This is a genomic window from Rhodovarius crocodyli, from assembly GCF_004005855.1.
GTDB lineage: Bacteria > Pseudomonadota > Alphaproteobacteria > Acetobacterales > Acetobacteraceae > Rhodovarius > Rhodovarius crocodyli.
In genome coordinates this window covers 221635-238573 of sequence record NZ_SACL01000004.1, presented here as the reverse complement: position 1 = coordinate 238573, position 16939 = coordinate 221635, and the positions used below count along the sequence as shown (strand labels likewise).

Here is a 16939-nt window from a genome sequence, read left to right as displayed (position 1 = left end):
CGCCCTGCCGCCGACCCTGATGCTGATGGCCTGCGCGGCGCTGGCTGCGCTGGTCTAGCGTTTCAGCCCCAGCCGCGTCTCGCGGTGCCAGATATACAGGCCGCAGGCCACCAGCACGGCCATGCCCACGGCATCGCGCGCATCCGGCACCTCGCCCCAGAAGATCAGCCCCATGGCAGTGGTCCAGATGATGCCCGAATATTCGAAGGGCGCGACCACGGTGGTATCCCCGCTGCGATAGGCCGCCGTCATGAACAGCTGCGCGACCCCCGAGACGGCACCCACCCCCGCCAGCAGCAGCCATTGCGTGGGCGTGGGCCATACCCAGCCGGGAATGGCCACCACCAGCGACATGGCGGTGCAGTAGATCGCGAACCAGCTGACGATCGTCACCCCGGGCTCGCCTGATTCGCCCATGCGGCGGATGCTGATCATGGCCATTGCCCAGCCCACCGCGCCCAGCAGCACGATGGCCGAGGCCACCCAATCCTCGCCCAGGGTTTCCCACGGCCGCAGCATCAGCAGCACGCCGCCGAACCCCACCAGCACGGCCGACAGGCGGCGGATGCCCACCTTTTCACCCAGCAGCGGCACGGACAGCAGCGTGAGGAACAGGGGCATGGTGAAGCCCAGCGCCGTCACATTGGCCAGCGGCAGGCGGGTATAGCCGTAATAGACGGTGACCATCCCCACCAACCCCCAGATGGCGCGCCAGAAATGGCCCATCGGGTTGCCGGTGCGCAGCATGCCGAGGCCGCCCTCGCGCATCAGCAGCACCAGCATCACCGGCATGGCGAACACCGAACGGAACAGCACCACCTGCGCCAGCGGGATGGCGCCATCCAGCGTCTTCACGCAGGCGGCGGCCAGCGCATAGGTCAGGGCGGCGGCCAGCACGCAGGATATGGCGCGGCGGCGCGCTTCGGGAATGTTGTCGGTTGGGCTCATGGACGGGCGATGGAGCCCAGGTTACGGTTCCCGCCGCATGATGGCCAGACCCCCGAAAGCTCCGCTGATCGCCCCGTACCCGGGCCTTGAGATCCGTGAGGACAGCATCGCCTATTCCGGCCGCTTCGCGATGCAGATCGTCCGCTTCACCTATGAGCGCTTCGACGGCAGCCGCTCGGGCGAGCTGACCTGGGAGCTGTGGCGGCGCGGTGCCGCCGTGGTCGTGCTGCCCTATGACCCCTGGGCCGACAGCATCGCCCTGATCGAGCAGTTCCGCCTGCCGGCCCATGCCGCGGGCTTCGACCCCATCATGAAGGAATGCGTGGCGGGGCTGTGCGAGCCCGGAGAGGACATCGAGGTCAGCGCGCGTCGCGAGGTGCGCGAGGAATCGGGCCTGGAGCCCGACCTGTTGGAGCCCATCGGCAAGTTCATGCTGATGCAGGGCGGCTGCGACGAGAGCGTCCAGCTCTATTGCGCCCGCGTCCGCCTGCCGGAACCTGGCGCGGCCGGAACCTACGGCCTGGCCGAGGAAAACGAGGATATCCGCGTCACGGTGCTGACCGCTGACGAGGCTTTCGCGCTGCTGGATTCCGGGGGCATCCAGAACGCGACCGGCGCGCTGGCCCTGTACTGGCTGCGCCATCATCGCCCCCGCCTGAGAGAGGAATGGACCCGCCCATGACCCGCCTGATCTTCCGCGACGACGCCTATCTGCGGGAGGCCCCGGCCACCGTGCTGGCGGTATCGGAGGCGGGCGTGGAGCTGGATGCGAGCCTGTTCTACGCCCAGGGCGGCGGCCAGCCGGGTGATACCGGCAGCCTCGTCTGGGATGGCGGGGAGATGGCGATCGCCAACACCGTGAAGGGCGAGGGCGAGACCGTCCTGCTGAAGCCCGCCGAGGGCGCCGCCACGCCCCCCGTGGGCGCCGCCGTGACCCAGCGCCTGGATTGGGACCGCCGGCTGCGTCACATGCGCATGCACACATCCATGCATCTGCTGTGCAGCCTGATCAAAGGTGCTGGCGTGACCGGCGGGCAGATCGGTGCCGACCGCTCCCGCCTGGACTTCGACCTGGCCGAGCCGCCCACCAAGGAATGGCTGACCGAGCAGCTGAACGCGCTGATCGCGGGCAACCACCCGATCACGACCAGCTGGATCACCGGCGAGGAGCTGGATGCCAACCCCGGGCTGGTGCGCACCATGTCGGTGCAGCCGCCGCGCTCGGGCGGCAAGGTGCGGCTGGTCCGCATCGGGGCCGAGGAGAACCCTGTCGATCTGCAGCCCTGCGGCGGCACGCATGTGGCGGCCACGGGCGAGATCGGCCGCGTCGCGGTGACGAAGCTCGAAAACAAAGGCAAACAGAATCGCCGCGTCTATCTGGTGCTGGAGGAAGGCTGAACATGGATAATCTGGTCTCCACCGCCTGGCTCGCCGAGAATCTCGGCAAGCCGGGGGTGCTGGTGTTCGACACCACGAAATACCTGCCGAACGAGCCCTTTGACGGAAAGACGAAGTTCCGCGAGGCGCATATCCCCGGCGCCCGCTTCTTCGACATCGACGAGGTGGCCGACCCCGACGCGAGCCTGCCGCACATGGCGCCGACCGCGGCCCGCTTCGAGAAGCTGATAGTCAGGCTCGGCGTCAGCAACGACAGCACGGTCGTGTTCTATGACCAGAAGGGCGCGCAGAGCAGCCCGCGCGGCTGGTGGCTGATGCGGCTGTTCGGCCACAAGAATGCTGCGGTGCTCGACGGCGGCCTGCCGGCCTGGACGCGCGAGAGCCGGCCGGTCGAGAGCGGCGAACCCGCGCCCGCCGCCGCCGGCACCTATGTGGCGGACTTCATCGCCGGCCGCATCAAGGGCATCGGCGACATCAAGAACATCATCGCCGACGGTTCCGCGCTGATCCTGGATGCGCGTTCCAAGGGCCGCTTCGACGGCACGGCGGCTGAACCCCGCCCGGGCCTGCCCTCCGGCCACATGCCGGGTGCGGCGAACGTGCCGTTCAATGAGCTGTTCAATGCCGATGGCCTGATGCTGCCCGCGGCCGAACTGCGCGCGCGCTTCGAGAAGGCGGGCGTGGACGGCAAGCGGCCGCTCGTCACCTCCTGCGGCACGGGTGTCACCGCCTGCGTGGTCGCCCTCGGCCTGGTGCAGGCCGGGCTGCCCGAGCCCTCCATCTATGACGGCAGCTGGACCGAATGGGCCGGCCGCCCCGAAACGCCCAAGGAAAACAGCTAGCCATGGCCAGCAACCAGTACAAGTTCGACACGCGCCTGTCCCACATGGCGCGCCCGCACATCCGCACCCATGGCTTCGTGAACATGGGCGTGCATCGCGGCTCCACCGTGCTGTACCCGGATTGCGCCACGCGCGCCGAGGGTCCGAAGCACCGCTACGAGCAGTGGATGAGCTACGGCACCGGCGGCGGCCCGACCCATTTCGAGCTGGAGAACGCCATCGCCGAGATCGAGGGCGGCACCCATTGCACCATCGTGGGCACCGGCCTCGCGGCCATCGCCGTGCCGCTCATGGCCTATCTCAAGGCCGGCGACCACATGCTGATGCCGGACAGCGTCTATGGCCCGGGCCGCAACATCGCGACCAAGATGCTGGCGGGTTTCGGCGTCGAGACCACCTTCTATGACCCGCAGGTGGATGAGGCCGGCATCACGGCGCTGCTGCGCGAAAACACCCGCGTGGTCTATACCGAGAGCCCCGGCAGCCACACCTTCGAGCTGCAGGACATCCCGGCCATCGCGCGCGCCGCCCATAAGCGCGGCGCCTGCGTGATGATGGACAACACCTGGGGCATCCATCACTTCCAGCCCTTCCAGCATGGCGTCGATGTCTCGATCCAGGCGCTGACCAAGTATGTGGGCGGCCATTCGGACATCCTGCTGGGCTCCTGCACCGTCAACAGCCGGGAGCACTGGGAAAAGGTGCGCGAAAGCGCGCTGCTGCTGGGTGCCTATGCCTCGCCGGACGATGTGTGGCTCGCGCTGCGCGGTTTGCGCACCATGGGCGTGCGGCTGAAGCACCAGGAACAGGCGGGCCTGGAGATCGCGCGCTGGCTGGAACAGCAGCCGCAGGTGCTTCAGGTGGTGCATCCGGCCCTGCCGAGCCACCCGCAGCATGAACTGTTCAAGCGCGACTTCACCGGCGGCTGCAGCCTGTTCGGCGTGGTGTTCCAGCCGAACTACAGCCTGGAGGACGCCTATCGCTTCGTGGAGGCGACGACGCTGTTCGGCATCGGCGCCAGCTGGGGCGGCTACGAGTCCCTCGCCCTGCCGACCACGGGTTTCCTGACCCGCACGGCGGGCACCGGCACCTTCGGCGGGCCGATGATCCGGCTGCATATCGGGCTTGAGGATGTGGGCGATCTCAAGACCGACCTGCTCCGGGGCCTGGCGGCACTCGGATAAGGAAAGGGGGCCGAAAGGCCCCCTTTTTCATGCGTCCGGCGAGATGTTGTAGCGCCTGATCAGGGTGCCCCACCGCTCGGCCTCGGCGGCGATGAAGGTGCGGAAGGCATCCGGCCCCTGCGCCGTCACCTGGAAGCCCGCGGCCTCCAGGCGCTGGCGGCCCTCGGGCGAGGTGATCACCCGCTGGGTGATCTCGTACAGCCGCTGGGCGCGCTCGGCCGGGATGCTGCTGGGCGCGATCAGGCCGGACCAAGCATAGCTCGCGGCATCCGGCATGCCGGCTTCGGCCAGGGTCGGCACGTCCGGCAGGGTCGTCACGCGCTCGTCGCCCGTGCAGACCAGCGCCTTCAGCTGGCCCTCACGCACCGGGGACAGCACGGCGGAAACGATCACCACCATGGCCTGGATCCGCCCGGCCACCAGGTCCACCGTCGCCTGGGCGAAGCCGCGATAGGGCACATGCACCATGTCCAGATCGCCGCGCGCCACCAGGTCCATCATGCCCAGATGCGCGCCCGACCCGGCACCGACCGAGCCATAGGACAGCTTGCCCGGGTTCGCCTTGGCATAGGCCATGAACTCGGCCAGCGTGCCGGCGGGCACGGAGGGGTGCACGACCAGCACCTGCGCGGTGCGCACCATCAGGCAGATCGGCGTCAGGTCGCGGGCCGGGTTGTAGGGCAGGTTGGGGAACAGGGCGGGGGCGGTCGCCAGCGGCCCGTTGATGGAAATGCCCAGCGTATGGCCGTCCGTCGCCTTGGCCACGGCATCGGTGCCGATATTGCCGCCGGCGCCCGGGCGGTTGTCCACCACGCAGGGCTGGCCCAGCACCTCGGCGAAGGCGGGGGAGATGACGCGGGCCGTCAGGTCGGGGGTCGAGCCGCCCGGAAACGGCACGATGATCCGCACCGGCCGGTCGGGCCAGGAGGCCTGGGCGAGCGCGGGAAGGGGCAGGGCAGGGGCGCCCAGCAGGGACAGGGCCGTTCGGCGGCCGATCTTGTGCGTGATCATGGCCCCCGCCCTGTATCAGATATTCACGCGCCCGTCGTTATCGCCTCGACGATCCGCCATGCGCGTTCGGTGCCATCCGGTGCGCGCGTGACGAGAACCTCTCCGGGGCGGGAGATTCCGGGGAACTGGATCGATTCGAGGGCGGCGTCGTCCAGCCCATGCCCCTCATCGGCCAGGCGCAGGCACCAGCCGCCGAAATCGGGGTCGTGCTCGATGTCGCCGTACTGGGTCGGGGCGTCGGGCGGGTTCAGCGAGGCACCCCAGTCGGAGTGGCGCGCGGTCCAGGCCTCGGCGTCGGGCTGGCCGTTCGCGCCCGTCTCGAGGCTCAGGCTCAGGCGCCAGCGGCTGTCACCCATCGGCAGGCCGGGGGCAGAGAGCAGGGTCAGGGTCAGGCGTTGCATGTTGGCATCCTAACGCATGATGCGGTGCAAGGTTGTGTGTTCCGCGCTGGACAGAAGGCCAGAGCCTGCGCCACATGCGCGAATGTCACGCCCACCTTCCCGTCCCGGTCAGCAGCGCCCGTCCAAGGGCCGCCCCCCGCAAGAGCGCGGACCGCACCAGCCCCGTGAGGGCCGCGACCCCCGCCCCGCCCGCCCCGAGCGCGACGGCGCACCCGCCCGCGGGGGCCAGCCCGACCGCCGTTTCGACCGTCAGGGGCGCACACCCGCCCCCATGGCCGCCGAATCGACGCCGCGCGGCACCTACTGGCTGCACGCCATCCATCCGGTGCAGGCCGCCCTCACCAACCCGGCCCGCCGCATCCGCCGCCTGCTGCTGACGGCAGATGCCCATGCCGCGCTGGTCAAGCTGGTGCCGCTGCCCTGGTCCGTGGTGCCGGAGCAGGTGGACAAGGCCCATCTGTCGAGCTTCCTGCCCGAGGACGCCGTGCACCAGGGCGCCGCCGCCCTGGTCGAGCCCCTGGCCGAACCCGACTGGGACGCTGCGATCGAGCGCAACCAGGGCCCCGTGCTGGTGCTGGACCAGGTGACGGACCCGCGCAATGTGGGTGCCATCCTGCGCTCGGCGGCCGCCTTCGGTGCCGCCTGCGTCATCATGCAGGACCGCCACGCGCCCCCCGAGACCGGCGCGCTGGCCCGCGCCGCCTCGGGCGCGCTGGAGCTGGTGCCGGTGCTGCGCGAGGTGAATCTGGCCCGCGCGCTGGAAGCCCTGAAGAAGGCCGGCTTCTGGGTGATGGGCCTGGATGGCGACGGGGCGCAGACCCTGGCCGCCGCCGCCCCGCAGGACCGCCGCGTGGCGCTGGTGCTGGGTGCCGAGGGCGACGGCATGCGCCGCCTGACGCGTGAGGCCTGCGACGAGATCTGCCGCCTGCCGATCAGCCCGGATGTAGAGAGCCTGAACGTCTCCGCCGCCGCCTCGGTCGCGCTGTATGAGTTCGGGAGGAACAAGTGATGGCAGATGCGCTCGACGCGATCCTGGCCGCGCGGCTGAGCAAGCAGGTGCTGGCGCCGCTGGGCAAGAAGCTGGCGCCGAAGAACCTGGAAGCGGCCTATGCGCTGCAGCTGCGCGTGGCGAAGGCCACGGGCGCGTTTCCGCCGGCCGGCTTCAAGATCGGCGCGACCACCAAGGTCATGCAGGACTATCTGGGCCTGTCCGGCCCCGCGGCTGGCTTCGTGCCGCCCGGCACGCCGCAGGCCAGCGGGGCGAAATTCCGCTTCGCGGATTTCCTGGGTGTCGGCGTCGAATGCGAGGTGGCGGTGCGGCTTGGCCGGGACGTTCCGGCCGGGCCGACCACGGCGCGGAAGATAGAGGCCGCCGTCCAGGACGTGATGGCCGCCATCGAGATCGTCGAGAAACGCTATGGCGACCTGAAGGAGCTCGGCACCCCCACGCTGGTGGCCGACCAGGTGTTCCATGCGGGCGGCGTGCTGGCGCGCCCGCCCAAGGACTGGCGCCAGATCGACCTGGGCGCCATGCGCGGCGAGATGTTTATCGACGGCGCCTCGCGCGGCGGCGGCCATGGGCGCGACCTGCTGGGCCACCCGATGGAAGCCTTGGCGTGGCTGGCCGATTCGGGTGGCGCCCACGCCTTCGGCGGGCTGAAGAAGGGGCAGGTCGTCTGGCTTGGTTCCGTCATTCCGCCGCTGTGGCTGGACGGCCCCTGCCATGTGGAGGCCCGCTTCGAGGGGCTCGGCAGCGCGGAGCTTACCTTCTCTTAACCCGGAGATGGCATGAATCGGGTGGGGCCAGCTTGGGCCCGGACAACTCGCCAGGACGGCGCGCGCAGCTAGAGGCACCATGCCGTCCAACAAGCCACCATCCACCAAGACCGGGGCCCGAAACGGGTCCGTCTTTCAGCCGCTCAGCCAGACGAGGCAGGAGTGGCACTCGATCCCCGAGGAACTTCAGATCGTCCTGGCGCGCGAGGCCATGCGCCGCGCGGCCGCGACGCTGGCCGAACAGGCCGAGCTGCTGGCCTTCGAGATGGAGGAGGGCACGCTGCTGGACCGCGGCGGCCCCGATGCGCTGAGGCTGTTCGCCTCCATCGTGCGGGCGACCAACGCGGATACCTTGGGGCCGGTAGGCCACGCCTAGCCCCGCGCGGCCAGCGCCACCCCTGAAACGGTCAAGATGAGGGCCGCGATCTGGCGCGGCCCGAAGGGCTCGCCCAGGAACAGGGCGGCCCCGGCGACGCCGAACATGGGCGCCATCATGGTGCCCAGAGAGGCGAGGTTGGCGGGCACACGCTTCACCGCCTCGAACCAGGCCAGATAGGCGAGGCCCAGCGGCATCACCGTCATCCAGGCGAACAGCGCCCAGGCCCGCCACGATGCCTCGGCCCATTGCGGGCTTTCCAGCAACAGCGCGATCGGGATCAGCGGCAGGCCGCCGATGCCCACCTGCCAGGCCGTCATCGCCACGGGCGGCAGGCGCAGCGGCAGGCGCTTGCCCAGCACCGTGCCCAGCCCGAAGCAGAAGCCCGCCGTGATGACCGAGAGAATGCCCGGCAGCTTGGCGAAGCCCACGTCGAAACGCTGCCCCGCGAACAGGATCGCGACGCCGGTAAAGCAGATCACCATCGCCAGCACGCGGCGCCAGCCCGGGCGTTCCCCCAACACCGGCCAGGCCAGCAGCACGGTGAAGATGGGCGCGGTGTAGGTCACGATGCTGGCCTCGCTGGAAGGCAGCCAGACCAGCCCGATGGTGGCGAAGCCCATCCAGGCCGAGACATTCAGCAGCGCCGCCAGCACGAGGCGCCCGCGCTGACCAGGGGGCACATACAGGCTCTGCCCCAGGGCGCGGGCCATGCCGGCCAGCAGCATGGCGGCGACGCAGCAGCCCAGCGCCCGGATGCTCATGGGCGGCAATTCGCGCAGCAGCACCTTCAGCAGCGGCCAATTGGTGCCCCAGCCGGCGGCAGAGACCACCAGCAGCGCCAGCCCTACGGCGCGAGTAGATGGCACTCGGCACCCCCGACCAGTGGCGGTGCCTCGGTGGAGCAGCGCGGAATGGCGACAGGGCAGCGCGGGTGGAAGCGGCAGCCGGTCGGCACGTTGGACGGGTCGGGCATGGTGTCGCCCAGCCCCACATCGGGAACGCCCAGCCCCGGCTCCGGCGTCAGCACGGAGGCGAGCAGCGCGCGGGTATAGGGATGGCGCGGGGCGGCGAACAGCTCGGCCGCCGGCGCGCGCTCCACGAAGCGGCCGAGATACATGACCGCCACCTCGTCCGCGACGTGCTCGACCACCGCGAGGTTGTGCGAGATGAACAGGGTGGTGATGCCCAGGTCCCGCCGCAGCTCGGCCAGCAGGTTCAGGATCTGCGCCTGCACCGAGACGTCGAGCGCCGAGGTCGGCTCATCGCACAGCAGGATGCGCGGGCGCAGCACCAGGGCGCGGGCGATGGCCACGCGCTGCCGCTGCCCGCCCGAGAGCTGGGCGGGGTAGCGCCCGGCCATCTCGGCCGAAATGCCCACCCGTTCCAGCATGGCCAGGGACTGCGCGCGGATCTCGGCCGAGGAGAGCCCGCCTTGGGCCACCAGCGGCATGGCCACCACATCCAGCACCCGCCGGCGCGGATTCAGGGAGGAGAACGGGTCCTGGAACACCGGCTGGATCAGCTTCGCGCGCTCCCGCCGGCCGAGGGCCATCAGCGACTGGCCGGCGACGCGCACCTCGCCTTCGCTCGGCGCCAGCAGGCCCAGGATCAGCTTGGCGAGGGTGGATTTGCCGCAGCCCGATTCGCCCACGATGCCGAGCGTCGCGCCCTCAGGCAGCGCCAGGTCGATGCCGTCCACCGCCCGCACCTCGCGCGGCTTGCCGAACAGGCCCTGCTTCACATGGAACCGCTTCGACAGGTTCCGGATCTCGATGGCGGGCGTCATTGGGCAAGCACGCAACGGCAGAGGTGGTTGTCGCCGGTCAGCGGGATCTCGTTCTCGCAGGCCGGTTGGGCGAAGCCGCAGCGGCTGCGGAAGCCGCAACCGCGGAAATCCTCCGTCAGCTTCGGCACCATGCCGGGGATGGTGCCCAGCTGCGAGCCCGGCGGCAGCTTGCCCGGCACCGGCAGGCAATCCAGCAGGCCGCGCGTGTAGGGGTGCTGGGGGTTGGCGAACAGCTCGGCCGTGGGCGCGCTCTCCACCACCTGGCCCGCATACATCACCGAAACCCGGGTGGCGACGCGCGCCACCACGCCCAGATCATGGGTGATCAGCATCAGCCCCAGCCCGAGTTCGGACTGCAACTGCGCCAGCAGCCGCAGGATCTGCGCCTGGATGGTGACGTCGAGCGCCGTAGTCGGTTCATCCGCGATCAGCAGCTCGGGGTCGTTCATCAGCGCCATGGCGATCATGACGCGCTGGCGCAGCCCACCCGAAAGCTGGTGCGGAAACTGGCCGAGCCTGAGGCCCGGGGCGGTGATGCCGACCTTGGCCAGCAGTTCCTCCGCGCGTTCCAGCGCGGCGCGGCGGCTGCCGCCCTTGTGGCGGGTGCGCACCTCGGCCATCTGCGACCCCACCGTATAGGCCGGGTTCAGGCTGGTCATCGGCTCCTGGAAGATCATCGCCATCCGGTCGCCGCGCAGGCGGGACAGCTGGCGCTCGCTCATGGGCTGCAGGTCGATGCCGTCGAAGGCCATGCGGCCGGCACGTCGCTGCGCACCCTTGGCCAGCAGCCCCATCACGGCGAGCGACGTCACGGACTTGCCGCAGCCGCTCTCGCCCACGATGCAGTGGGTCTCGCCGCGTTCCACCACGATGTCGGCGCCGCGGACGGCGGCCGTCGCGCCGAAGCGGACATGCAGGTCGCGTATTTCGAGCAGGCTCATCGCGAATCCCCCACCAGGTCGCGCAGGCCGTCGCCCAGCAGGTTGATGGCCAGCACCAGCACGAACAGCGCGATGCCGGGAATCCAGATGACCCAGGCCGAGAAGAACATGAAGTCGCGCCCCTCCGCGATCATCAGCCCCCAGCTGGGCAGGGGCGGCGGCACGCCGAGGCCGAGGAAGGAGAGCGCCGCCTCCAGCAGGATGGCCAGCGCCATTTCCAGCGTGGCGACCACGGCCAGATGCGACAGGATGTTGGGCAGCACTTCCGAGATCAGGATGCGCGGCGTGGAACACCCCGCCGCCCAGGCCGCCGAGACATAATCCAGCCCGCGCACCTGCATGGTGGTGCTGCGCGCGACCACCGCGAAGCGGTCCCACAACAGCAGCCCCAGCACCAGCACCACCAGCACGGCCGAGGAGCCCAGCAGCCCCACCACGGCGAGTGCCACCAGTACCACCGGAATCGCCAGGCGCGTGGTGATCAGGAACAGCACCACATCATCCACCCGCCCGCCGAAGAAGCCGCCCAGAATGCCCATGGTGATGCCGATCACGCCCGAGACGATGACGGTCAGCACGCCGATGATGAGCGACACCCGCGCGCCGTAGAGCAGCCGCGCCAGGTAGTCGCGGCCCAGCTGGTCGGTGCCCAGCAGGTGGTCGGGGTTGGCGCCCTCCATCCAGAACGGCACCGACAGGCGGATATCCAGGTTCTGGGCATAGGGGTCGTGGCTGGTCAGCAGCGGCGCGAAGATGGCGGCCAGCGTGATCAGGCCGAGGATCGCGATCCCCAGATACAGTCCTGCCTTTTTCATCCGCGCAGCCTCGGGTCCAGCAGGGCATTCAGCATGTCGGCGGCCAGCGTCAGGCCCACATAGATCACGGCCAGCACCAGCACCACGGCCTGCACCACGGGGAAGTCGTTCTTGGTGATGCTCTCCCATGCCAGGAAGCCCACGCCGTGCAGGGCGAACACGCTCTCGATCACGATGGAGCCGCCCAGCATGAAGCCCAGCTGCACCGAGGCGATGGACACCACCGGCAGCGCCGCGTTGCGCAGCGCGTGCTTGAACAGGATGGAGAAGCGAGACAGCCCCTTCGCCCGCGCCGTGCGGATGTAGTCGGACCCCAGCGCCTGGATCATGCCCGAGCGCGTGAGCCGCGTCAGCGCCGGGATGGCGGAGAAGGCCAGCACCGCGCCCGGCATCACGTAATGCTCCCAGCTGCCGGTGCCCGAGACGGGAAGCCAGCCCAGCTGCAGCCCGAAGAAGATCATCATGATCAGGCCGATCCAGAAGCCGGGCATGGCCTGGCCCAGCATCGCGATCAGCTGCACCACCCGGTCCACCCAGGTGTTTTCCCGCACCGCCGCCAGGATTCCCATCGGGATGGAGACCACCAGCGCGATGGACAGCCCCACCAGCCCGAGGGTGAGCGTGACCGGCATGCGTTCCAGGATCAGGTCCGACACGCGCGCGCGGAAGAAGAAGCTCTCGCCGAAATCACCGACGGCGGCGCGGCTGACCCAGGCGAAGAACTGTTCCAGCAGCGGCCGGTCCAGGCCGTAGGAGCGGCGGACCAGCTCGATATCCTCCTGCGTGGCCGAGGGGCCGGCGATGGAGATGGCGAGGTCGCCCGACAATCTTGTCAGTGTGAAGGCGAGGGTCAGCACCGTCAGGCTGACCAGCGCGGCGAGCACGAGGCGGCGGAGCACGAAATTGACCATTGGTGAACAGCTAACAGGCATCGCCGCGCCGTGGCTAGTGCATGGCTTTATGGTGGATCGCGGGCTTCCGTGCAGGCTGCCCGCAAACTAGGCTCCCAGGCATGGAAACGTGCCGAACACTGGAAGGCCTGCGGGCCGCCACCGCGAAACTGCGTGCAGAGGGCAGGCGCATCGCCCTGGTGCCTACCATGGGCGCGCTGCATGACGGGCACATCGCCCTGGTGGCCGCCGCGCGCGAGCACGCCGATGCGGTCATCACCTCGATCTTCGTGAACCCGCTGCAGTTCAACCCGAATGAGGATCTCAGCCGCTATCCGCGCGACGAGCAGGGCGACCTGGCCAAGCTGCGCGCCGCGGGCTGCGACATCGCCTGGCTGCCGGAGGTGAAGGTGATGTACCCGCCGGGTGCCGCGACCGTCATCGATGTGGCGGGCCCCACGGCGGGCTGGGAAGGCGATGCGCGGCCCGGTCATTTTCGTGGGGTTGCAACCGTTTGCGCCAAGCTGTTCCTGCAGACGGGCGCGGAGGTCGCGGCCTTCGGCGAGAAGGACTGGCAGCAGCTGCAGGTCGTGACCCGCATGGCGGCGGACCTCGACATCCCGATCCGCATCCTGCCCGTGCCCACCGTGCGTGAGGCCGACGGCATCGCCATGTCCTCCCGCAACCGGTTCCTGACGGATGCCGAGCGCGCCCATGCGCCGCGACTGATCGAGGCGATGCGCCGGGCCGCCGAGGCGATCGCCACCGGCGCGCCGGTCGCCGCAACCCTGGCGGCCGAGACCGAGACGCTGAAGGCCCAGGGTTTCGAACCCGATTACCTGGCCCTGATCGATGGCCCGACCCTGAAGCCGCTGCAGGCCATCAAGCCCGGCCCCATGCGGCTGATTGCGGCGGCCCGGCTCGGCTCCATCCGCCTGTTGGACAACATACCGGTGGGCTGAACCCGCCGCTCTCGGAGGAAACGACAATGAACATCCGCAAATGGCTCGGCGCCCTGATGGCGCTGGGGCTGATCGTGCCGGGGCTGGCGCAGGCGCAGGGCCAGACGGTGCGCGTCATCATCACCTGGGCGCCCGGCGGCACCACGGATTACGTGGCGCGCCTCTATGCGCAGCGCCTGTCGCAGGTCACGGGCAATTCCTTCGTGGTGGAGAACCGCACCGGCGGCAGCGGCGTGGTGGGTTGGGGGGCGGTCGCGCAGGCCCGGCCCGATGGCCATACCATCCTGATCACGGACAATTCCATCGTGACGGTGCCGCCGATGCTGCCCGCGCCGGGCTTCGACGTGCGCGGCCAGTTCGAGCCGGTGGCCGAGCTGGTGGAATATCCCTCCGTGCTGACCGTGCCCGCCAATTTCGAGGCACGGACCATGCAGGACCTGCTGTCGATCGCCCGGACCCGGCCCGACGCCATCAACTACGGCTCCATGGGCAATGGCTCGACCATGCACCTTTATATGGAGGTGTTGCAGGACCTGACGGGCACGCACATGACGCATGTGCCCTATCGCGGGGCGGGGCCCGCCTATCTGGATCTGGTGGCCGGGCGCATCCAGTCGGCGATGGTGGCACCGCCCACCATGCTGTCCGGCATGCAGGGCGGGCAGGTGCGGGCGCTGGCGCTCAGCACCAGCCGGGGCCGGGTGGCGGCCTTCCCGGGCGTGCCGACGATGCGTGAACTCGGCTTCGATTTCGATTTCTCCTTCTGGTACGGCATGTTCGCCCCGCGCGGGCTGGACCCCGCGGTGGCGCAGCGCCTGCGTGACGCCGTCAACCAGGTGAACGCCATGCCCGACGTCCAGGCCCGCTTCGCGGAGCAAGGGGCGGCCCCGATGCCGGGCGACCAGCACGCCCTGGCAAGGCGCGTCGACAGCGAGCTGGAGCGCTGGACGCGCCTGATCCGCGACAAGGACATCCGCCCCTGAAACCTAAGTAGGGCTTAATCCTCTCAGGGCTGTGAAAGGCCCGGGTTCTCTGCCATGGATGCCGGTGGAGAACCCCCTGTGATCTTTGCCAGTTTCGAGTTCCTGTTCCTGTTCCTGCCGCTGTTCTTCGCGGTGTATTTCCTCACGCCCTTCAGGCTGCGGAACTGGCCCATCCTGATCCTCTCCTGGGCCTTCTATGCCTGGTGGCGGGTGGATTTCCTGGCATTGCTGGTGGGCGTCACGCTGTTCACCTTCCTGGTGGCGCAGCGCCTGGATGCGGCCGAGGGCAGGGGGCGGGGCCGTTGGCTGGCCTTCGGGCTGGTCGGCAACCTCAGCGTGCTGGCCTGGTTCAAATACGCCAATTTCGGGGTGCACAGCTTCAACCAGGCCATGGCCGCGCTGGGCCTGGCCACGCTGCCCTGGTCCGAAATCCTGCTGCCGATCGGGCTGTCATTCTATGTGCTGCAATCGGTCAGCTACCTGATCGACGTGTACAGGCGCGACGTGCCGGTCTCTCGCAGCTTCATCAATTACGCGGCCTACAAGGCCATCTTCAGCCAGCTGATCGCGGGCCCCATCGTGCGCTATGCCGAAATCGCGGATGAGCTGAAGGAGCGCGACCACTCCCTGGCGCTGTTCGGCGCCGGCGCGCGGCGCTTCATGGCGGGCTTCGCGATGAAGGTGGTGCTGGCCGACACACTGTCGCCCCTGGTGGATGCGGCCTTCGCCCTGCCGGCGCCGAGCCTGGTGGATGGCTGGGTCGCGGCCTTCGCCTATACGCTGCAGCTGTTCTTCGATTTCGCGGGCTACTCGGCGATGGCCATCGGGCTCGCGCTGATGCTGGGCTTCCACTTCCCGGAGAACTTCGACTGGCCCTACCTGTCGCGCTCCATCCAGGAGTTCTGGCAGCGCTGGCACATGACGCTCAGCCGCTTCCTGCGGGACTATCTGTACATCTCGCTGGGCGGCAACCGGAAAGGGCCGGTGCGCACCTACCTCAACCTGCTGCTGACCATGCTGATCGGCGGCTTCTGGCATGGCGCGAACTGGACCTTCCTGGCCTGGGGCGCCTGGCATGGCGGGCTGCTGGCGCTGCACCGCGCCTGGTCGCGCGCGGGCGGCAGCCTGCCCGGCGTGCTGGCCCTGCCGCTGACGTTGCTGGCCGTCATTCTGGGCTGGGTCGTATTCCGGGCCGAGAACCTGGAGCAGGCCCTGCGCGTCTATGCCGGCATGGCCGGTGCCCATGGCGTGCCGATGTCCGACGCGCTGGCCTGGCAGATCCTGCCCGAGCAGTGGTGGGCCATGGGCCTGGGCGTCGTGCTGTGCATCCTGCCGGGCTTCGGCAGCTTCATCCCCTGGCAGCGGGAGCCGGGCGCGATCCGCGGCATCTGGCGTTTCGGCTGGCAGATCGGCCCGTCCCTGGCCTTCATCCTGGCCGCGGTGCTGCTGTACAGCCGCGCCGCCGTGCCCTTCCTCTATTTCCAGTTCTGAGGCGCCGATGGCCTGGATCGACATCCTTCGCGCGGGCGGCAGGCGGGCGGCGGTGGCCCAGGGGCTGTTCGCCGTTGCCTGGCTCGGCTTCGGCGCCTTCCAGGGTATCGAGGCGCTGAACGGCGCCCCCGCGCGCGAACGCCTGGCGCCCACCTTGAACCGAGAGGCGCTGCTGGCCGGCCGCACGGCGGGTGCCATCAACCATGTCATGGCGCATGAATTGCCGGTGGATGGCTGGCTGCGCATGGCGGGCGGCGCAGTGCGCTACGCGCTCGGCTCCGGCGGGCCGCAGGTCAGCGTCGGCTGCGACGACTGGCTGTACCTGACCGAGGAACTGCGCCCCTGGGACGGCGCGGACGCCGCCATGGCCCGCCGCGTGGCCGGCATCGCGCGCCTGCGCGAAGCCCTGGCCGAGCGCGGCATCCTGCTGCTGGTCACCACCTCCCCCGACAAGGCGCGGGTACACCCCGAGCATCTGTGCGGCGCGCCGCTCTCCCATCAGGCCAGGGGGCGGCACATGGCCTTCCTGGCGGCGGCCGAGGCGCAGGGCCTGCCGGTGGTCGACAGCCTGCCGGTGCTGCGCGCGGCCCGGGTGCGCGGCGATACCTATCTGCGCACCGACAGCCATTGGAACCGCGCGGGGGCCACCGCCGTGGCCGAGGCCATCGCGCGGGCCGCCAGCCCCGGCGCCTTCCGGCATGAGGAAGGCTTCCGCCGCATCGAGCCGCCGGCCGCCGAGCATGCGGGCGACCTGCTGCGGCTGATGAGCCTCGACACCGCCCCCGACTGGCTGCGCCCGCTGGCCGATACCTATTCCGCCACCAGCGTCCAGGCGCCGGAGGCCGAGGGCGGGCTGCTGGATGAGGCGCCGGTGCCGGAGGTGGTGCTGCTGGGCTCCAGCTATTCGCTGAACGGCGATTTCCATGGCGCGCTGCAACTGGCGCTCGGCACGCGGGTGGCCAATTTCGGCCAGGCCGGCGGCGGGGTCTCGGGCGGGGCGATGCGCTATTTCGCCAGCCCCGCCTGGCGGGAGAACCCGCCCAGGCTGGTGATTTGGGAAGTGCTGGAACGCGCGCTCGGCCAGCCCATCGGCGCGGAGGAGGCGGCCTTCCTGGAACGCCCCCTCCGCTGA

Annotated in this window: 19 protein-coding genes; 11 read left to right on the top strand and 8 right to left on the bottom strand. The window is 69.8% G+C overall.

The genetic code is table 11. The features are described 5' to 3' along the window. Window positions 1–54 precede the first annotated feature (54 nt). The gene (locus tag EOD42_RS13185) at window positions 55–948 is read right to left on the bottom strand and encodes a DMT family transporter (RefSeq protein WP_127788008.1); all 894 of its coding nucleotides are present in this window, start codon (window positions 946–948) and stop codon (window positions 55–57) included. A gap of 37 nt (window positions 949–985) precedes the next feature. Here EOD42_RS13185 and EOD42_RS13180 point away from each other — a divergent pair, with 37 nt between their 5' ends. The 4 genes from EOD42_RS13180 to metC are packed head-to-tail and all read left to right on the top strand — an operon-like array spanning window position 986 to window position 4372. Then, on the top strand, window positions 986–1630 hold the full coding sequence (locus tag EOD42_RS13180; RefSeq protein WP_127788007.1) for an NUDIX domain-containing protein: 645 nt from the start codon (window positions 986–988) through the stop codon (window positions 1628–1630). Next, window positions 1627–2346, top strand: coding sequence for an alanyl-tRNA editing protein (locus EOD42_RS13175; RefSeq protein WP_127788006.1), 720 nt, complete (start codon window positions 1627–1629; stop codon window positions 2344–2346). Before EOD42_RS13180 ends, EOD42_RS13175 begins: the two co-directional genes overlap by 4 nt. 2 nt (window positions 2347–2348) lie before the next feature. Beyond that, window positions 2349–3188 (top strand): sulfurtransferase, encoded by an 840-nt coding sequence (locus EOD42_RS13170; protein WP_127788005.1) that lies wholly within the window; start codon window positions 2349–2351, stop codon window positions 3186–3188. A 2-nt stretch (window positions 3189–3190) separates the two neighbouring features. Further along, entirely contained in the window at window positions 3191–4372 is a 1182-nt protein-coding gene (gene metC / locus EOD42_RS13165; RefSeq protein ID WP_127788004.1) for a cystathionine beta-lyase, read from the top strand. 27 nt (window positions 4373–4399) lie between these two features. Here metC and EOD42_RS13160 read toward each other — a convergent pair whose 3' ends face one another. Beyond that, complete coding sequence (locus tag EOD42_RS13160) at window positions 4400–5383, bottom strand: Bug family tripartite tricarboxylate transporter substrate binding protein (RefSeq protein WP_127788003.1); 984 nt, start codon at window positions 5381–5383, stop codon at window positions 4400–4402. Window positions 5384–5406: 23 nt separating this feature from the next. Continuing rightward, window positions 5407–5784: a hypothetical protein gene (locus EOD42_RS13155; RefSeq protein WP_127788002.1), complete on the bottom strand. Its 378-nt coding sequence runs from the start codon at window positions 5782–5784 to the stop codon at window positions 5407–5409. Window positions 5785–6055: 271 nt separating this feature from the next. Here EOD42_RS13155 and rlmB point away from each other — a divergent pair, with 271 nt between their 5' ends. The 3 genes from rlmB (at window position 6056) to EOD42_RS13140 (ending at window position 7936) form a co-directional block, all read left to right on the top strand. After that, a complete protein-coding gene (gene rlmB, locus EOD42_RS13150; RefSeq protein WP_127788001.1) occupies window positions 6056–6793 on the top strand; it encodes a 23S rRNA (guanosine(2251)-2'-O)-methyltransferase RlmB in 738 nt (245 codons plus the stop codon). Then, the gene (locus tag EOD42_RS13145; RefSeq protein WP_127788000.1) at window positions 6793–7560 is read left to right on the top strand and encodes a 2-keto-4-pentenoate hydratase; all 768 of its coding nucleotides are present in this window, start codon (window positions 6793–6795) and stop codon (window positions 7558–7560) included. Before rlmB ends, EOD42_RS13145 begins: the two co-directional genes overlap by 1 nt. A gap of 79 nt (window positions 7561–7639) precedes the next feature. Then, window positions 7640–7936: a hypothetical protein gene (locus EOD42_RS13140; RefSeq protein ID WP_240655155.1), complete on the top strand. Its 297-nt coding sequence runs from the start codon at window positions 7640–7642 to the stop codon at window positions 7934–7936. Here the strand turns inward: EOD42_RS13140 and EOD42_RS13135 are convergent. The 5 genes from EOD42_RS13135 to EOD42_RS13115 are packed head-to-tail and all read right to left on the bottom strand — an operon-like array spanning window position 7933 to window position 12380. After that, window positions 7933–8805: a DMT family transporter gene (locus tag EOD42_RS13135; RefSeq protein WP_240655154.1), complete on the bottom strand. Its 873-nt coding sequence runs from the start codon at window positions 8803–8805 to the stop codon at window positions 7933–7935. The two genes, EOD42_RS13140 and EOD42_RS13135, sit on opposite strands and share 4 nt — an antisense overlap. Next, on the bottom strand, window positions 8784–9725 hold the full coding sequence (locus tag EOD42_RS13130; RefSeq protein ID WP_127787999.1) for an ABC transporter ATP-binding protein: 942 nt from the start codon (window positions 9723–9725) through the stop codon (window positions 8784–8786). The genes EOD42_RS13135 and EOD42_RS13130 overlap by 22 nt, the downstream gene beginning before the upstream one ends. Beyond that, window positions 9722–10666: an ABC transporter ATP-binding protein gene (locus tag EOD42_RS13125; RefSeq protein WP_127787998.1), complete on the bottom strand. Its 945-nt coding sequence runs from the start codon at window positions 10664–10666 to the stop codon at window positions 9722–9724. The genes EOD42_RS13130 and EOD42_RS13125 overlap by 4 nt, the downstream gene beginning before the upstream one ends. After that, entirely contained in the window at window positions 10663–11481 is an 819-nt protein-coding gene (locus tag EOD42_RS13120; protein ID WP_127787997.1) for an ABC transporter permease, read from the bottom strand. The genes EOD42_RS13125 and EOD42_RS13120 overlap by 4 nt, the downstream gene beginning before the upstream one ends. After that, complete coding sequence (locus tag EOD42_RS13115) at window positions 11478–12380, bottom strand: ABC transporter permease (RefSeq protein WP_240655153.1); 903 nt, start codon at window positions 12378–12380, stop codon at window positions 11478–11480. The genes EOD42_RS13120 and EOD42_RS13115 overlap by 4 nt, the downstream gene beginning before the upstream one ends. Window positions 12381–12493: 113 nt before the next feature. Here EOD42_RS13115 and panC point away from each other — a divergent pair, with 113 nt between their 5' ends. The 4 genes from panC (at window position 12494) to EOD42_RS13095 (ending at window position 16939) form a co-directional block, all read left to right on the top strand. After that, complete coding sequence (gene panC, locus EOD42_RS13110) at window positions 12494–13333, top strand: pantoate--beta-alanine ligase (protein ID WP_127787995.1); 840 nt, start codon at window positions 12494–12496, stop codon at window positions 13331–13333. Between the two features lie 26 nt (window positions 13334–13359). Next, window positions 13360–14316, top strand: coding sequence for a Bug family tripartite tricarboxylate transporter substrate binding protein (locus EOD42_RS13105; protein ID WP_127787994.1), 957 nt, complete (start codon window positions 13360–13362; stop codon window positions 14314–14316). A 78-nt stretch (window positions 14317–14394) separates the two neighbouring features. Next, entirely contained in the window at window positions 14395–15807 is a 1413-nt protein-coding gene (locus tag EOD42_RS13100) for an MBOAT family O-acyltransferase (protein WP_127787993.1), read from the top strand. Window positions 15808–15814: 7 nt separating this feature from the next. Then, window positions 15815–16939 (top strand): alginate O-acetyltransferase AlgX-related protein, encoded by a 1125-nt coding sequence (locus tag EOD42_RS13095; RefSeq protein WP_127787992.1) that lies wholly within the window; start codon window positions 15815–15817, stop codon window positions 16937–16939.

What these genes read in the sequence shown, in the direction of transcription:
- metC (WP_127788004.1), top strand. Translation starts at nt 3,191, where the DNA reads ATGGCCAGCAACCAGTACAAGTTCGACACGCGCCTGTCCCACATGGCG.
- EOD42_RS13160 (WP_127788003.1), bottom strand. Translation starts at nt 5,383, where the DNA reads ATGATCACGCACAAGATCGGCCGCCGAACGGCCCTGTCCCTGCTGGGC.
- EOD42_RS13155 (WP_127788002.1), bottom strand. Translation starts at nt 5,784, where the DNA reads ATGCAACGCCTGACCCTGACCCTGCTCTCTGCCCCCGGCCTGCCGATG.
- EOD42_RS13105 (WP_127787994.1), top strand. Translation starts at nt 13,360, where the DNA reads ATGAACATCCGCAAATGGCTCGGCGCCCTGATGGCGCTGGGGCTGATC.
- EOD42_RS13140 (WP_240655155.1), top strand. Translation starts at nt 7,640, where the DNA reads ATGCCGTCCAACAAGCCACCATCCACCAAGACCGGGGCCCGAAACGGG.
- EOD42_RS13170 (WP_127788005.1), top strand. Translation starts at nt 2,349, where the DNA reads ATGGATAATCTGGTCTCCACCGCCTGGCTCGCCGAGAATCTCGGCAAG.
- EOD42_RS13185 (WP_127788008.1), bottom strand. Translation starts at nt 948, where the DNA reads ATGAGCCCAACCGACAACATTCCCGAAGCGCGCCGCCGCGCCATATCC.
- EOD42_RS13180 (WP_127788007.1), top strand. Translation starts at nt 986, where the DNA reads ATGATGGCCAGACCCCCGAAAGCTCCGCTGATCGCCCCGTACCCGGGC.
- EOD42_RS13130 (WP_127787999.1), bottom strand. Translation starts at nt 9,725, where the DNA reads ATGACGCCCGCCATCGAGATCCGGAACCTGTCGAAGCGGTTCCATGTG.
- EOD42_RS13175 (WP_127788006.1), top strand. Translation starts at nt 1,627, where the DNA reads ATGACCCGCCTGATCTTCCGCGACGACGCCTATCTGCGGGAGGCCCCG.
- EOD42_RS13125 (WP_127787998.1), bottom strand. Translation starts at nt 10,666, where the DNA reads ATGAGCCTGCTCGAAATACGCGACCTGCATGTCCGCTTCGGCGCGACG.
- rlmB (WP_127788001.1), top strand. Translation starts at nt 6,056, where the DNA reads ATGGCCGCCGAATCGACGCCGCGCGGCACCTACTGGCTGCACGCCATC.
- EOD42_RS13145 (WP_127788000.1), top strand. Translation starts at nt 6,793, where the DNA reads ATGGCAGATGCGCTCGACGCGATCCTGGCCGCGCGGCTGAGCAAGCAG.
- panC (WP_127787995.1), top strand. Translation starts at nt 12,494, where the DNA reads ATGGAAACGTGCCGAACACTGGAAGGCCTGCGGGCCGCCACCGCGAAA.
- EOD42_RS13095 (WP_127787992.1), top strand. Translation starts at nt 15,815, where the DNA reads ATGGCCTGGATCGACATCCTTCGCGCGGGCGGCAGGCGGGCGGCGGTG.
- EOD42_RS13120 (WP_127787997.1), bottom strand. Translation starts at nt 11,481, where the DNA reads ATGAAAAAGGCAGGACTGTATCTGGGGATCGCGATCCTCGGCCTGATC.